General features: G+C 66.1%; 16 protein-coding genes. 9 read left to right on the top strand and 7 right to left on the bottom strand.

The window, feature by feature from the left end:
* Nucleotides 1-13: 13 nt before the first annotated feature.
* From KYC_RS29800 to KYC_RS01230, 3 genes are read left to right on the top strand one after another with little or no spacing between them, the layout of a single operon-like run.
* On the top strand, nt 14-445 hold the full coding sequence (locus tag KYC_RS29800; protein ID WP_008158016.1) for an acyl carrier protein: 432 nt from the start codon (nt 14-16) through the stop codon (nt 443-445).
* Between the two features lie 15 nt (nt 446-460).
* Complete coding sequence (locus KYC_RS01235) at nt 461-1678, top strand: beta-ketoacyl-[acyl-carrier-protein] synthase family protein (protein ID WP_008158015.1); 1218 nt, start codon at nt 461-463, stop codon at nt 1676-1678.
* Between the two features lie 54 nt (nt 1679-1732).
* Entirely contained in the window at nt 1733-2815 is a 1083-nt protein-coding gene (locus tag KYC_RS01230; protein WP_043517259.1) for a flavodoxin family protein, read from the top strand.
* Between the two features lie 15 nt (nt 2816-2830).
* Here the strand turns inward: KYC_RS01230 and KYC_RS01225 are convergent, their stop codons facing one another.
* Nucleotides 2831-3742: a DNA/RNA non-specific endonuclease gene (locus KYC_RS01225; protein WP_081477964.1), complete on the bottom strand. Its 912-nt coding sequence runs from the start codon at nt 3740-3742 to the stop codon at nt 2831-2833.
* A 213-nt stretch (nt 3743-3955) separates the two neighbouring features.
* On the opposite strand from KYC_RS01225, the gene KYC_RS01220 reads away from it, so the two are divergent.
* On the top strand, nt 3956-4282 hold the full coding sequence (locus KYC_RS01220; RefSeq protein WP_043517229.1) for a hypothetical protein: 327 nt from the start codon (nt 3956-3958) through the stop codon (nt 4280-4282).
* A gap of 29 nt (nt 4283-4311) precedes the next feature.
* Here the strand turns inward: KYC_RS01220 and KYC_RS01215 are convergent, their stop codons facing one another.
* A complete protein-coding gene (locus KYC_RS01215) occupies nt 4312-4650 on the bottom strand; it encodes a hypothetical protein (protein ID WP_139026483.1) in 339 nt (112 codons plus the stop codon).
* 168 nt (nt 4651-4818) lie between these two features.
* On the bottom strand, nt 4819-5745 hold the full coding sequence (locus KYC_RS01210; RefSeq protein ID WP_043517254.1) for a LysR family transcriptional regulator: 927 nt from the start codon (nt 5743-5745) through the stop codon (nt 4819-4821).
* A gap of 119 nt (nt 5746-5864) precedes the next feature.
* Here KYC_RS01210 and KYC_RS01205 point away from each other — a divergent pair, with 119 nt between their 5' ends.
* The 3 genes from KYC_RS01205 (at nt 5865) to KYC_RS01195 (ending at nt 9194) form a co-directional block, all read left to right on the top strand.
* Nucleotides 5865-6821: a hydroxymethylglutaryl-CoA lyase gene (locus tag KYC_RS01205; RefSeq protein WP_008157998.1), complete on the top strand. Its 957-nt coding sequence runs from the start codon at nt 5865-5867 to the stop codon at nt 6819-6821.
* A gap of 33 nt (nt 6822-6854) precedes the next feature.
* Nucleotides 6855-8078, top strand: a complete 1224-nt coding sequence (locus KYC_RS01200) for a CaiB/BaiF CoA transferase family protein (protein WP_008157996.1) — start codon at nt 6855-6857, stop codon at nt 8076-8078.
* Nucleotides 8079-8201: 123 nt separating this feature from the next.
* On the top strand, nt 8202-9194 hold the full coding sequence (locus KYC_RS01195) for a Bug family tripartite tricarboxylate transporter substrate binding protein (RefSeq protein ID WP_043517225.1): 993 nt from the start codon (nt 8202-8204) through the stop codon (nt 9192-9194).
* A gap of 18 nt (nt 9195-9212) precedes the next feature.
* Here the strand turns inward: KYC_RS01195 and KYC_RS01190 are convergent, their stop codons facing one another.
* Complete coding sequence (locus tag KYC_RS01190) at nt 9213-9437, bottom strand: HP1242/YdcH family protein (RefSeq protein WP_008157991.1); 225 nt, start codon at nt 9435-9437, stop codon at nt 9213-9215.
* Between the two features lie 252 nt (nt 9438-9689).
* Here KYC_RS01190 and KYC_RS01185 point away from each other — a divergent pair, with 252 nt between their 5' ends.
* Nucleotides 9690-10838 (top strand): sterol desaturase family protein, encoded by a 1149-nt coding sequence (locus tag KYC_RS01185; RefSeq protein ID WP_008157989.1) that lies wholly within the window; start codon nt 9690-9692, stop codon nt 10836-10838.
* A gap of 93 nt (nt 10839-10931) precedes the next feature.
* Here KYC_RS01185 and ycaC read toward each other — a convergent pair whose 3' ends face one another.
* Both ycaC and KYC_RS01175 read right to left on the bottom strand, forming a co-directional pair.
* The gene (gene ycaC / locus KYC_RS01180; RefSeq protein ID WP_008157986.1) at nt 10932-11558 is read right to left on the bottom strand and encodes an isochorismate family cysteine hydrolase YcaC; all 627 of its coding nucleotides are present in this window, start codon (nt 11556-11558) and stop codon (nt 10932-10934) included.
* Nucleotides 11559-11688: 130 nt separating this feature from the next.
* Nucleotides 11689-12660 (bottom strand): LysR substrate-binding domain-containing protein, encoded by a 972-nt coding sequence (locus KYC_RS01175; RefSeq protein ID WP_008157984.1) that lies wholly within the window; start codon nt 12658-12660, stop codon nt 11689-11691.
* A 208-nt stretch (nt 12661-12868) separates the two neighbouring features.
* Between KYC_RS01175 and KYC_RS01170 the strand changes: the two genes are divergently transcribed.
* Entirely contained in the window at nt 12869-13684 is an 816-nt protein-coding gene (locus tag KYC_RS01170; protein ID WP_008157982.1) for a 2-keto-4-pentenoate hydratase, read from the top strand.
* A 26-nt stretch (nt 13685-13710) separates the two neighbouring features.
* Here the strand turns inward: KYC_RS01170 and KYC_RS01165 are convergent, their stop codons facing one another.
* Nucleotides 13711-14670, bottom strand: a complete 960-nt coding sequence (locus tag KYC_RS01165; RefSeq protein WP_008157980.1) for an AraC family transcriptional regulator — start codon at nt 14668-14670, stop codon at nt 13711-13713.
* Nucleotides 14671-14833 lie beyond the last annotated feature (163 nt).

Raw genomic sequence — 14833 nt, 5'->3', positions numbered from 1 at the left:
CCCTGAAATTCCTATGCTGCCCGATGACGCCGTCTTGCGCGCAAGGCTCGCCGCCATCATTGCCAACGTGTGCCGGTGCGAGCCCGCCCCGTTGCTCGAGGACCAACCGTTTTACGCAGTGATTACGCAGTTCGATTCCCTGGCCATTCTGGAAATCCTGCTGGAAATCGAAACCGAGTTCCATATCCCGACCGACGAAATGCTGCCCAAGGATCATGCATCGGGCGCGCAGGAGATCACCAGTGCGTTCCCCGGCGATCTATCCGAGTTGATGGCCTACATGCGTATCGTGGCCGGGCGCCTTGCGTTGGGGCCTGAAGAGGGCAGCGTCGCGGCGCGGATGGCGCTTGCGGCTGAGCGCCGCGCCGCGCAGGCCGACGGCAAGGCTGCCCGCGCAGCGGCGCCCACGGTAGCGGCAGACCCGGGCGCGGCGCCGAAGGATTAGCGGGAACGGACCATCATGGAACGCAGGAAAGTCGTGATCACCGCCATCGGCATGGTGACGCCCGTCGGCGGCACGGCCGGCCAGACATTCAGCGCGCTGCTTGCGGGCAACTGCGGCGTGGATCGGCTGGACGGCAGCGGCATTGATCGTCGCGTCGGTTACGTGCGGGAGGACGTCAGCGCCGGATTGCATCCGGCCCAGGTGCGTATGATGGATCGCGTTACGCTGATGGCGCAGCATGCGGCAGGCGAGGCAATGGCGCAGGCCGGTCTTGACGACTCCCAGAAGGTCCGTTGCGGCGTGTTCGTGGGAACGGGCATAGGCGGGGTCTCGACGTTGTGCGAGGCGGTCGAGGCCTATCACGGTGTCGTCCCCAGGCGCACCGTGCTGGTCGTGCCCGCAACCATGCCGAATGCCCCGGCGGCGCACATCGCGCAGCAGCTCAGGACACAGGCGGAAGCGCAGACCTACACAACCGCCTGTTCGGCGGGGGCGGTCGCCATCGGCGAGGCCTTCCGCCGTATTCGAGACGGCTATCTGGACGTGGCGATTGCCGGCGGAACCGAGTCCATGCTGACGCCGATCATCATGGCGGCCTGGGCCCAGTTGCACGTGCTGTGCGCGGATCCCGACAACGCGCATGACGGAAGCTGCCGGCCCTTCAGCCTTCGACGCACCGGATTCGCGCTGGCCGAAGGGGCGGCGATGCTGGTGCTGGAATCGGCCGAACACGCCGCCGCCCGTGGGGCCACGCCCATCGCGGAGATCTGCGGCTACGGCGTCAGCAACGATGGCACGCACCCGCTGCGTCCGGATCCGGACGGGCAGGCGTTGGCGATGTCGCGCTGCCTGGCGGACGGTGGTCTTGCGCTGGATGATGTGGGGTATATCAACGCCCACGCGACGGGGACCCTGGTCGGCGACCGCATCGAGACCGCCGCGATCAGGCGGGTGTTCGGCCCAAGGGCAAGCGACCTGCCGGTCAGCAGCATCAAGGGGGCGATCGGCCATGCGATCGGCGCGGCGGGAGCCATCGAAGCGGCGGTGACCGCCATGGCCGTTTCCCGAGGCGTCGTGCCGCCCACGCTGTTTTTCGAGCCCGGAGACGCGCATTGCGATCTGGACTGCGTGCCGGGATCTGCGCGCGCGCTGCCGGGGTTGAGGCTGGCGCTCAGCAACTCCTTTGGCATGGGCGGCAACAACGCGACGCTCGCTGTCCGCCGGCTGGATTAACCGCAGGAACGAGATTTGCTGCTGGCACAGGCCCGTGTCCGCAGGCAGATCACCATGGCCAAATCCACGCTCGAAGTCCGCACCGGACAATATGCCGGCGAGTTGGCGCGCGATGCCTTCCGGCTGCGCTTCATGCGCCGTTTTTACGATCCCGCCTTCCAGGCCGAAAGCGAAGCGCTGGAACGGCTGGAGGCCATTGCCTGGGACGCCTATGAGCAAGGGCGCAAAGCCCCCCTTACCGAAAAGGCTGGTCCCGGTTATGCCGACCCGGCCTACGATCTGTCGGTGGAGTGGAAGGACGCGCACGACCGCCTTGAACGCGCGGCCCAGATCCAGCGCGAGCCTGGCACGCGAACACGTGTGCTGGTGATCATCGGCTCGGCGCGCAACGACGGCACCTGTCCCGGCGAAATCTCGAAAAGCTGGAGGCTTGCGCACATCGTGCGGGAAGAGATCGAATCCGCCGGGATGCATGCGGACATGCTGGACCTGAGCCGGCTGACTTCCGAGTACCAGTACCTCATCCATCCCTGCAAAGGCTGCGTGTCCACGGCGATGCCGCTTTGCCATTGGCCCTGTAGCTGCTATCCGAATCATTCGCTTGGGCAGGATAACGATGCGATGAACGGCATCTATGAGCAATGGGTGGCGGCGCACGGCGTGGTGCTGGTGGCGCCGACTTACTGGTACCAGTCCCCCAGCCCCTTGAAACTGATGATAGACCGGCTCGTATGCGCCGACGGCGGCAATCCTGATCCCACCACGACCTCGGGCAAGGACCCTCTGAAAGCCAAGCGGCTTGAATTGGACGGATGGCCGTATCCGAAGCACTTGGCCGGGCGGGCGTATGGCTTGGTCGTGCATGGCGACGTGGCCGGCATCGAAGGCCAGCGGCGGGCCCTGAGCGATTGGCTCGATTGGATGGGCCTGGTCGACGCCGGAACCGCATCCCGGTTGGATCGCTACATCGGCTATTACACCCCCTACGCCACCAGCCATGCGGACCTGGACCGGGACAAGGCGGTCCAGGAAGAGGTGCGCAACGTGGCCAGAGCCATGGTGCAGTGCCTGCCGCGGCTGCGTGCGGGCGAGTGGCCCGCAGTGGACCAGGGCTTGCCGTCGCCGCGGCCTAAGTAGTCCGGCGGCGGGTTGTCAGTTCGTGCTGGCGGGCAGCAGCTGCATGCCCGTGCGCCGCACGAATTCCTCGTAGCTGATGGGCGCGCCGGCGCTGGTGTGGGCGCTGTTGGCCTGCCAATGCACCCAGGATCTTCCCGTCGTCGCGTCATAGACCACCTTGAAGATGTGGCTGGGCACCGCCACGCCCGACCCGATCGCCTTGGGCTTGTCGCCATAGTAGGGGCCGGTGAAGACGTACACGTCGCCGGGGGCGCGCATCGCGTACTTCCGGGTGTCCTGCTCGATCTGGCTCCAGGGGCCGGCGTTATGGGTCTGGTCCTGCGGCACCATGTTGGCTAGCGAGAAACTCTGCGCCATGGCCTCGCGGGTCGACATGTCTCCCGCCGGCGCCATGTGTCCGCGCGAATAGCCGGACCCGCGGTAATCCACCAGCTCGGCGCGTTCCGCGCGAGGCACGCGGGCCTCGGCATAGAACTTGTCCGTTCGGGGCATGCCCTGGGCCTGGGTCAGCAACTTCCGGTTCAGCCGCTCCGCCACGAAGACCGGCGTCTTTGTCTGGCCATTGTGCAGAATGGCAAAGGTGGAAAAGCAGAGCTCGCGCAGCGTCTGGCTGGCGGGCACGACGGGCGGGCGCTCCTTCGGGAAAAACTGCGGGCATTCGGCGAACCGGGTGTGCGCCATGCCGCCAGTTGGCGCCGCGGCGGGCGCGAATTGTTCCTCGCTCGGCCACTTAAGGCGCGCCAGGATTTCGTCGGGGGAAAAGTGCGCGCGCCATTGCGGATTCAGCGCGTACGTGGCTGCGCCAAAACTGGCCAGCGACGTAAGGACGAATGTACGCAGGAACCGATAGATGCCGCTGGAGCTTCCTGCCTTGCTCCTGCTTGCCGGGGCTTTCCTTCTGGGGGCTGATTTCTTCGCGCGGGTCATGCTGCCTGTGTGTTGCTGGCCGGCGCCTCTTCGCGCACGGCAACTGGCCGCATTGTAGATGACCAAAAAATGACGCCGGCCCGGCCAGGCCCCCGATGGGCCGTTCCCTGGAAGGCGCGCAACGGGCGGGCGAGGTCAAGGTATTCTTAGGGGCATCCGGAATTCGCCAACAAGACAGCCGCTGATGGCGGCCCACAGGATCGGGGAAACTGAATGAGATTGCCCTTGCTTTTCGCGGCCGCCATCGTGACGGGCTGCGCCGCTCCCGTTTCGGGGGACCTGGTCACCCAGGAGAAGGTGGAAGCCATCAAGATCAACGTCACCACGCTCGACGAGATGATCCGGCAGTTCGGGCCGCCCCGGTCGCAGCACGTCAATGCGCAGGGCCTGCAGACCGCGACCTGGTTTTATTTCAACAACAGCGAATTCGGGGCGATGCAGGATCAGCGCACGCTGACGGTGATCTACAACCGGGACCACACCGTCAAGGAATACATGAATTCGTCCGCCGGCGAAAAAGCCTCCGCCCCCGGGCGTTAGCCGGGGGCGCGAGGCACGCCTGGTCCTTCCTACTGCGCCGTCGACTTTGCGGCATTGGCCCGGATCTGCTCGGACCGTTCACGCTGTTCCTTGCGAATGGGAAGGCAATCGACCAGCAGCACCTCTTCGCCGGTGCGCAGGTCGATGACCTTGGTGGCGCGGTAGAGATTGCTGGGCGGGCCTCGGTCCAGGCAGGCGCGCTTGGCGCCGGAACTTGCCCGGAACAGCTCCGGCACGCCCGGGTAATGAGGATTCGGCACGCTCCATTTGCCGCCCATGTCCTGGGTCTGCACCACATACTGGGCGCAGGCCGCGCCGCTCGATAGCAAGGCGGCAAGCGCGCAAGTGGCGGCTAGGGGGATTCTCATGGCCGGTATCCCGTTGCTGAGTGGCAGGCCAGCGTATCAGCGGGAATGGCGCAAGGGCGTCCGTCGTACGGATGACGGCGGCTAAGTCACAAGCCTTACGCCGATGGCGACGATCAGGCTCGGGCCCGGCAGAAATCCTGGAATGGCGGCGGTGGGCATGCAGGAAAATCAGGAGGGCGGGGCGCTAAGGCTACTGGCCGCGCCTGCCGCGGCCAGGTGTTCCAGCAGCAGGGCCGCGGCGGCGGGCAGGCCGGTTTCGCTGCGCATGCAGATGGCAAAGCGGCGGCGGCTCCAGTCGTCCTTGAGCGGCAGCACCCGCAGGCCGTGCGCCAGAGCGTAGGGCGTGGCGACTTCGATGGGCGCGACGCTGATCGCCAGACCGGCCAGCACCACCCGGAACGCGGAATCGAAGTTGCTGACCGTGACACGATGCCGCAGCGTCCTGCCGCTGTGGCTCGCCGCTGTCTGCAGCATGCGCAGCACTGCGCCGGCCGCGGGCATGCTGACGTGTTCGTAATCCAGCGCTTCTTCGAACCAGACCGCATCGCGCCGCGCCAGCGGATGTCCAGGCGCGGTGACGACGGCCAGGCGGTCGCCGCGGTAGGGGCGGCGGGCCAAGCCATGAAAGTCGGCTGCATCCCAGCAGATGCCCAGGCTGGCGATGCCCTCCTTGACGCCGCGCACCACCTCGTGGCTGACCCTTTCTTCCATGTCGACGCTGATGTTGCGGTGTGGGGCCGCCTGCAGGAACGCCGCAATGTCCTCGGCCAATGATTCGGCCAGCACTGATGCCGTCGCCAGTATCCGCACCTGGCCCTTTACGCCGCTGGCGTACGCGGACATGTCGCGCTCGATGCGTTCCGAACTGGCCAGGATGGCGCGCGCGTGCTCCAGCAGGGTCTCGCCGGCCTCGGTGGGTTCCACGCCGCGGCGCTTGCGCGTGAGCAGCTTGGCGCCGACGGTGTCCTCCAGTTGGGCCAGTCTTTTGCTGATGGCCGACCCCACGATGTTGGCGCGCTGCCCGGCTCGGGCGATGTTGCCGGTTTCGCAGACGGAGATGAACAGCCGCAGGGTGGTGATGTCGAGATCGCGCATGTTGGCGTGCTGGCTCAAGATATTCCAGTTGGGAATTTTAGCGGTTCCAAAATACCGCTTGTGGCGATTTTGAGAATATCTAAAACTGGCAGCTCCCGATCACGTCCGTCCAGTTCGCCATGCCCGCTTTCCCCCTGTCCAATCTTCCCCGTGTCGCCACCGTCCGTGAAGTCGGCCTGCGTGACGGCCTGCAGAGCCTGCCCGTTGTGCTGCCCACGCAGACCAAGCTGGCGTGGATCGACGCGGCTTATGCGGCGGGACAGCGCGAGATCGAGGTTGGCTCTTTCGTGCCTGCCGCCTTGTTGCCGCAGTTGGCGGACACGGGCGATCTGGTTGCCCATGCCCGCCGCCTGCCCGGCCTTTCTGTGTCTGTGCTGGTGCCCAACATGAAGGGTGCCGAACGCGCCCTGGCCAGCGGCGCCGATTTGATGCTGGTGCCGCTGTCGGCCAGCCACGCGCACAGCCTGGCGAATCTGCGCAAGACGCCGCAGGAGGTGGTCGCCATGGTCGGACAGATGCGGGCCGCGCGCGATGCGGCTGGCTCGGCCATGCTGATCGAGGGCGGGGTGGGGACGGCCTTTGGCTGCACCTTGCAGGGCGAGGTCCGGCCGGATGAAGTGCTGCGCCTGATGCAGGCGCTGCTGGACGCAGGCGCGGACCGCGTGAGCCTGGCCGATACCGTGGGCTACGCCGATCCGGCATCGGTGAGCCGCTTGTTCGGGGAGGCGAGGCGCATCGCCGGCGACCGTTTGTGCTGTGCGCATTTCCATGACACGCGCGGCCTGGGGCTGGCCAATGTGCTGGCGGCCCTGGAGACCGGCGTGTCGCGGTTCGACGCCTGTTTGGCCGGCATCGGGGGATGCCCCCATGCGCCGGGCGCCAGCGGCAACGTCAGCACGGAAGACCTGGTGTTCATGCTGGAAAGCATGGGCATCGGCACCGGTATCGACATGGCCAGCCTGCTCGCGCTGCGCGAGGAGGCTGGCCGCTGGCTCCCCGGCCAACCCTTGCATGGCTCGGTATGGCGGGCCGGCCTGCCCAAGACCTTTCATGCGCGCCCAGCTGTCCCGGCCTGAGCGCACACCCCCGATTTTTCAACGAGCATTGCCATGCAGAACACGTCCGACGTTCCCGTTTCTCCGTTCTCCCGCCCGTTGCCGCTGGCCGGCCTGCGCGTGGTGGAATTCACGCACATGGTCATGGGGCCCACTTGCGGCATGGTGCTGGCCGACCTGGGCGCCGAGGTCATCAAGGTCGAGCCGGTGCAGGGCGACCGCACTCGCCACCTGCTAGGCGTGGGGGCGGGCTTTTTCCCGATGTTCAACCGCAACAAGAAGAGCATCGCGCTGGATATACAGAGCCCTGCGGGCGCCGAGGCCGCGCGCAGGCTGGCGGCAAGCGCCGACGTGGTGGCCGAGAATTTCCGGCCGGGCACGATGGCGAAGTACGGGCTGGACTATGCAACCCTGTCCCGCGAGAATCCGCGTCTGATCTACGTCAGCCACAAGGGCTTCCTGCCCGGCCCCTATGCGCTGCGCACGGCGCTGGACGAGGTTGTGCAGATGATGGGCGGATTGGCCTACATGACCGGGCGGCCGGGCGACCCGGTGCGCGCCGGCACCAGCGTGAACGACATCATGGGCGGCATGTTCGGCGCCATCGGCGCGATGGCGGCGCTGATCCAGCGGGGCATCACGGGCCGGGGCCAGGAGGTGCAGTCGGCGCTGTTCGAGAACAATGTGTTCCTGGTGGGACAGCACATGCTGCAGTACGCGATCACCGGCCAGCCGTCGGCGCCAATGCCGGAGCGCGTGTCGGCCTGGGCGCTGTATGACGTGTTCACGGTCAAGGACGGAGAACAGATCTTCCTGGCTGCGGTAAGCGATTCGCAGTGGATCACGTTCTGCGACGCCTTCGGCTACGACGACCTGAAGAACGATCCGGCGCTGGCCACCAACAATGACCGGGTGCGGCAGCGGCCCACGCTGCTGGCCGACCTGCGCCGCCGGCTGGCGGACCACGGCGCGGCCGAGCTCGCCGCGACGTTCGAACGGATCGGCCTGCCGTTCGCGCCGATCGTCAAGCCGGAAGACCTGTACGACGATCCGCATTTGCGCGCCACTGGCGGGTTGGCCGACATCCGCCTGCCCGATGGCGAACGCGCGGGGCAGATGGCGGGCGCGGCGCTGTTTCCGCTGATGATGGACGGCCAGCGGCTGGGCGTCAGGCAGCATCCTCCCGTCCTGGGCGCGGACACCGATGCGCTGCTGCAAGGGCTGGGCTACGACAGCGGACAGATTGCCGCGATGCGCGAACAGGGCGCCGTGGCCTGATCCGGGCAGGACGCCTGCTGGGGCGCCGGCAGGTGGCGTTCGCGGGAAGTACTGAATTCGCTGTACCGCTGTAGATAAACGGCCGCGTCAGTCGGCCGATACAAGAACCACTAGGAGACAGACATGAGCAATCAATGTGGAGGCGGGCGCTGGAGCCGTCGCCAATTCCTGGGCGCAATGGGCGCCGCGGCACTGGGCGCGCCGGGCATGGCTTGGGCGCAGTCAGACCGGCCGGTGAAATTCATCCTGCCCGTGGGGGTGGGATCCGGGGTGGATACGATTACGCGCGCCGCCGGGCCGGCGCTGTCCGCGGCATTGGGACATACCGTGGTGATCGAGAATCAGCCGGGCGCGGGCGGCATCGTCGGCACGTCGGCGCTGGTGCGGTCGGCGCCGGACGGCTACACGCTGAGCATGCTGTCCAACAATCACGTCATTTTTCCCAGCGTGTACAAGAGCCTGCCCTTTGATCCGCTGACAGACATCACGCCGATCAGCATGGTGGGCATGACGCCCTTCCTGTTGGTGGCCAATCCGCAGAAGATACCGGCCAATGACATCAAGGCGCTGACCGCGCTGCTCAAGAGCCAGCCGGGCCGCTACAACTATGCCTCGTCGGGCAACGGCACCATCTTGCATCTGGCCGCTGAAATGTATGTGCAGCAGGCGGGCGTGAAGGCCAGGCACATTCCCTACAAGGGCGTGGGACCGATGATGTCGGACCTGATCGGCGGCCAGGTGGACTTCGGCGTGCTGTCCCTGCCTTCGGTCCTGCCGCAGGTCAAGAGCGGCGCGCTCAAGGCGCTGGGAGCCTGTGGCGGCGAACGCATGGCGGCGCTGCCCGATCTGCCTACCTTGCGCGAGCAGGGGCTGGCGGACTATGAAATCGGAGGCTGGTTTGCGGCGGCCGGGCCGGCGAAACTGCCCGCGTCCGACGTGCGGCGGATCCATGATGCGCTGGGCCGCGCGTTCAATTCGCCCGACGTGAAGCAGGCGATGGCGGCGCAGAACAACCGGATCGTCCTGATGCCGCCCGAGCAGACGGAGGCATACTTCCGTTCCGAAATGGCGAAGTACGCAGTCGTCGTCAAGGGCGCGGGTCTGGAACTGATGTAGTCCCGCGCCGGCGCGCAGCTAGCTGCCGTTCTTTTCCGCCGCCTTCAGCAAGCCGTACAGCTTGTCCTTGAGGTGCAGCTTCTCTTTCTTGAGCACTTCGATGTTGGCGCCCGAGGACGGCACGATGCCGTCCTCCATATTCTTGATCTCCTGATCCAGGTCGTTGTGCCGCTGGAACAGGGCCGAAAAATGGGCATTTTCGGACTTCAGCTGGGTGATGAGTTGGCGGTATTCAGGAAACATAGGGGCCTCTTAAGGAACCGGTTGACGGGACCGATGATGCGCCTGGCAAGACGCTTCCATCAGCGTCTGCTCCATGACACGCCAACCCCTGCGCCTTGTCAACCTTGCCGCCGCGCGCCATTTGCCGCCCGTTGACCGCGCGCAAGCGTGGGTGCGACTGGAGCGATTCTGTCGCGCACGCTCACGTTTCATTACAAGGCCATCTGTCCCCGGCGATACACTCCGCTTCCCTTGGACAGCCATGAAACTGAAATGAACCAGCGCGTGCCCATCTATCGGAAAATCGTCGAACTCTTCAGGCAGGATGGGCGCATCCACCGGGGGACGGGGATGATGAGCGGCGTCATTGCGCTGTTCCTGGCGATCCTGGCGGTGCTGGGCGTCCTGGCCTTTCACTTTCCGGCCTATCTGACTACCCCGGAGCTGCGTGCTTTCTATTCGGTGGATGCGATGCGCACCCTGCTGTTCAGCGCGCTGCTGGTGTCCGGGTCGATCTCGCTGGCCAATACGGTGCTGGGCCGCCAGCGCTGGCTGAACATTTCGGCGTTCTTCCTGGTGTGCTGCGCGGTGGCCGCCGGCGGCAGCCAGGTCGCCGTGACGCCGTCCGCCGCCGGCAGCCATCCCTATCTGGGCCTGGACTGGTTCATCCTGGACCTGCTGGCGTCCAGCACGGTATTCATCATTTTTGAAAAGCTGACGCCGCTGTATCCGGGGCAGCCGGTGTTTCGCGGCGAGTGGCAGGTGGACATGAAGCACTTCCTGTTCAATCACCTGTCGGTGGGCGCCGTGCTGCTGTGCATCAACTTCTTCATCCACCGCCTGTTTTCCTGGGCCGCCTACGAGCCGCTACAGCAGGCGATCCAGTCCATGCCTTACGTGCTGGAACTGTTCGTGGCCGTGCTGGTGGCCGATCTGGCGCAATATGCGGCGCACCGGATTTATCACGAGGTGCCTTTCATGTGGCGTTTCCACGCCGTGCATCACAGCACGCGCACGCTGGACTGGCTGGCGGGATCGCGCCTGCACATTGTCGAGCTGCTGATCACGCGTGTGGCGGTGCTGGGCGTGCTGTTCGTGCTGGGTTTTTCGAAGCCGGTGCTGGACGCCTACATCATCATCGTCGGATTCCAGGCCGTGCTGATTCACTCCAACGTGAAGCTGCCTTGGGGCTGGCTGCGCTACATCATCGTGACGCCCGACTTCCACCACTGGCACCATTCGTCGGACACCGAGGCGATCGACAAGAACTACGCGGCGCATTTCTCGTTTATTGATTATCTGTTCGGCACCGCCGTGCGCGGGGCGGGCAACCGCCTGCCGCAGAATTACGGCATCCTGGACAACGACATGCCCGGGACATTCCTGGCGCAGCAGGCATACCCCTTCGCCCGCAGGAAGTAAAAGACAAACGCCCAAAGACAAAGGCCCAGGCTGCTTGCCTGGGCCTTATCGTTTCCGCAGCCGGGCTGACCGGCCGGGAACCGCCGCATGGGCTTACTTGGCGTTCTTGACCGTCGAATACGACGCCATCAGGTTGCGGTAGTCAGGGATGTGGTTGGCGAACAGGGTGCCCAGGCCCTCCACGTCGTTGCGCCAGTCGCGGTGCAATTCGCACGCCACGCCAAACCACGACATCAGTTGCGCACCGGCCTGCTCCATGCGGCTCCAGGCGGCGTTGCGGGTCACTTCATTGAAGGTGCCCGACGCGTCCGTCACGACGAATACGTCGAAACCTTCTTCCAGGGCGGACAGCGCCGGGAAGGCGACGCAGACTTCGGTGACCACGCCGGCGATGATCAGTTGCTTCTTGCCGGTGGCCTTGACGGCCTTGACGAAGTCTTCGTTGTCCCAGGCATTGATGTTGCCCGGGCGGGCGATGTAGGGCGCCTTGGGAAACTTGTCTTTCAGTTCCTGGACCAGCGGGCCGTTGGGGCCGTCTTCGAAGCTGGTGGTCAGGATGGTGGGCAGCTTGAAGTATTCGGCCAGGTCGGCCAGGGCCAGCACGTTGTTCTTGAACTGGTCGGGCTGGAAGTCGCGCACCAGCGACAGCAGGCCTGCCTGGTGGTCCACCAGCAGAACGGCGGCTTGGGACTTGTCGAGCTTCACGTAGGGCTTGGTCATGGCTGATTCCTTAGGGTTGTGCTGTCCGCCGCGCGGGGTGCGTGGCGTTGAAAAGGACGCTGAGTGCGTAGACAGAATCCTAAATTCAGGAGCATTCGACCGCTAGACTGCCATTTCGCATCTCAGAGTTCTATAAATCGGACAATGACGCGAGGGGTTGTAGAGAGGGGATGCCGTGGCGAGCCTGCGTCTCGGCTTCGCAGCGCGCGTTTTCACGATACTCCGCCGCCATGAAATCCAATAGCTCGCGCACCGCGGGCAACAGGCCGCGGCGCGACGGAAACACGGCATGCACGCTGCCGGGTTCCGGCTGCCAGGGCGCGCCCACTGGCACGAGCAGGCCCGCAGCCAGTTCCTCGCGGATCATCAGCAGGGGCAGGGCGACCACGCCCACGCCCCGCAAGGCGGCCTGTTTCAGCGCCAGCATGTCGTCCGTCACCAGCCGGGGCAGGAAGGGAACGGCAAGGCGCGCATTGTCGGGACCCCATAGGCGCCACTGGCATTCGCGCTGCTCCGTGCCCAGGGCCAGGGTGGGCTGCTGGCCGATCCGGTGCAGGTCGGAAGAATCGGGCAGGGCGCGCGCCAGCGCCGGGCTGGCCACCAGGCTCTGGCAGCTCATGCCCAGGTGCTTCATGACCAAGTCGCTGCTCTCGATCTGGCCGAAGCGCACGCGCACGGCCAGGTCGAAGCCTTCGCGCAGGACGTCCACCGGCCGGCTGAAGCTCTTCAGGTAGACGTTGACCTTGGGGCATTTCTCCATGAAGCGCGCCACCACATCGCCCAGGAAGTAGTAGATCAGCGCGGGGGGCGCGGCGATGCGGATCGTGCCCTGCGGTTCCGCATGGGTGCGGTCGATGACATCCTGCGCGGCCTCGGCGCCCGCCAGCATCGCCAGGCACTGGTCGTAGTATTCCTGGCCCAGCTCGGTCACGGCAAACGTGCGGGTAGAGCGCTGGATCAGTCGCACGCCAAGGCGCTCCTCCAGCAGGGCGATGCGGCGGCTGAGGCGCGACTTGGGGATGTCCAGGGATCTTCCGGCCGGGGCAAACCCGCCGTGCTTGACGACCTGGACGAAGTAATAAAGGTCATTCAGGTCGTGCATGCGTAGTCCTCGTCGTTTCGGGTAGGGGCGTCAGGCCGAGCATATTACGGTCCGGCCCGGCAGCGTGGACAAGAATGCGCCAACGGACGCGGCCGGCTGGGCGCACGGGGGCGGGCACTCAGCGCGCCGGCGTGCCACGCCGACGCAGCGCGCCGACGCTTTTCCCCGTAAAGTCTGTGGATCGAAAAAACGCAAAGGAGCCGTCGTCATGTCATTCGATCCGCTTGCGCTTGCCCGCGAAATCAAGGCGGCGCAGGACCATGCCTTGGCCATCGCGCCGGTTACCGCAAGACATCCCGCCTTCGGCCTGAGCCAGGCCTATGAGGTGGCGGCCCGCGTGCACGAGGCGCGCGTCGCGGAGGGGGCTCGCATGGCCGGCCGCAAGATCGGCTTCACCAATCCGGCCATGTGGGCCGCGCTGGGCGTGGACTTTCCCGTTTGGGGCCGGGTCTACGACAACACCTTGGTTCAGTGCGACGGCGGCGAAGCGCTCTGCCGGCTGGACCGCTATGTCGAACCGCGCATCGAGCCGGAGATCGTGCTGCATTTCCGGGAGGCGCCGCCGCAGACCCGGGACATGGCCAGGATCCTGGACTGCGTGGACTGGATCGCGCATGGATACGAGCTGGTGCAGTCGCACTTTCCCGCCTGGCAGTTCCAGGCGGCCGACACCGTGGCGGACAACGCCTTGCACGGCGCACTGTTCATCGGGGCGCCCGCGGCGCCGGACAGCTTGGGGCCGGACCTTATCGACCGGCTGCGGCGGTTTCGCATCGAGCTGTCCTGCAACGGAGTCCGGCGCGAAACCGGCTGCGGCGAGAACGTGCTGGGGAGCCCGCTGGCGGCGCTGGCGCATCTGCTCGACGTGTTGGCCGACCGCCCGGCCGGCGAGGCGATCCAGGCGGGCGAACTGGTCACCACCGGCACCCTGACCAAGGCCTACCCCGTGCATGCGGGCGAGACCTGGAGCACCGCGCTGGACGGGCTGGAACTGCCGGGGCTGCGGATCGAGTTCGACGCCTAAGGGGGACCTGAGGCGGGGCTTGGCCGTCAGGCGGCCAGGGCCGTTTCGTCCTTCCAGCGCTGTTTGTCGCGCAGGGGCGGAGCGCCGAACAGGCGGCTGTATTCGCGGCTGAACTGCGACGAGCTTTCGTAGCCCACCGCGTGCGCGGCCAGCGCCACGCCCGCATCGTCCGTCAGCATGAGCCGGCGCGCTTCCTGCAGGCGCAGTTGCTTCTGGTATTGCAGCGGGCTCATGGCGGTGGCCTGCTTGAAATGATGGTGCAGCGACGACACGCTCATGTGCACGTCGCGGGCGATTTCCTCTACCCGCAGCGGCTGCGCGTAGTTGTCGCGCAGGATGCGGATCGCCTTGGCCACTCGGTTCAGCTGGCTGTCCTGCAGCACCGTCTGGCGCAGCACGACGCCCTGGCCGTTCATCAGCAGCCGGTACAGGAGCTCGCGCTTGATCATGGGCGCCAGGATGGGGATGTCGCGCGGCGCGTCCAGCAGCCGCAACAGGCGCAGCACCACGTCCAGCAGCGTGCCGCCCAGCGGGTTGACACAGAGTGCGCGCGAGGCTTCGGCCGGCACCAGGGGCGGCAGGTTCTCGTCGCTGATCAGTTCGGTGATTTCCTCGGGGTTCAGGTCCAGCCGCAGGCCCAGGTAGGGCAGGGTGGGGCTGGCCACAGACACCTTGGCCACCACCGGCAGGTCCACCGAGGAGATCAGGTAATGGAAGGGATCGTACTCGTAGGTGTCGTCGCCGATGAACAGGCGTTTGGATCCTTGCGCAATGACCGCCAGCGCGGCCTTTTGCAGGCCGGGCTTGGCGCCGGTGGGCTGGGACAGGCGGTGCAGGTACAGGCCTTCGATAGGCGTGTCCAGGGAGCCTTCCAGGCTCCCGGTCATCCGTTCCAGGGTGAAGAGCAGCTCGGCCCGTGCAAGCTCGCAGGCGGCGTCCTGGTTGGCGGCGGCGTGGCCGTCGGAATGGACTGAGGACAGTGTCATGGGGGACTCCCGGGGGCGGGCCGCCCGCGCGCGGGGACCGGCGGAGCAACGGAGGATTGGGTGCCTGCAAGTGTATTGCGGACGGGCGCTGCGCGTGGGGGGCGGGTCCGAAGTTCTGGACGATTAGGCAGGAATTTCGGAGAAATCGACGCCTGGGCCCGCT

It is taken from the genome of Achromobacter arsenitoxydans SY8, assembly GCF_000236785.1.
GTDB classification, from domain to species: domain Bacteria; phylum Pseudomonadota; class Gammaproteobacteria; order Burkholderiales; family Burkholderiaceae_B; genus Achromobacter; species Achromobacter arsenitoxydans.
This window is presented reverse-complemented; position numbering and strand designations above follow the sequence as displayed.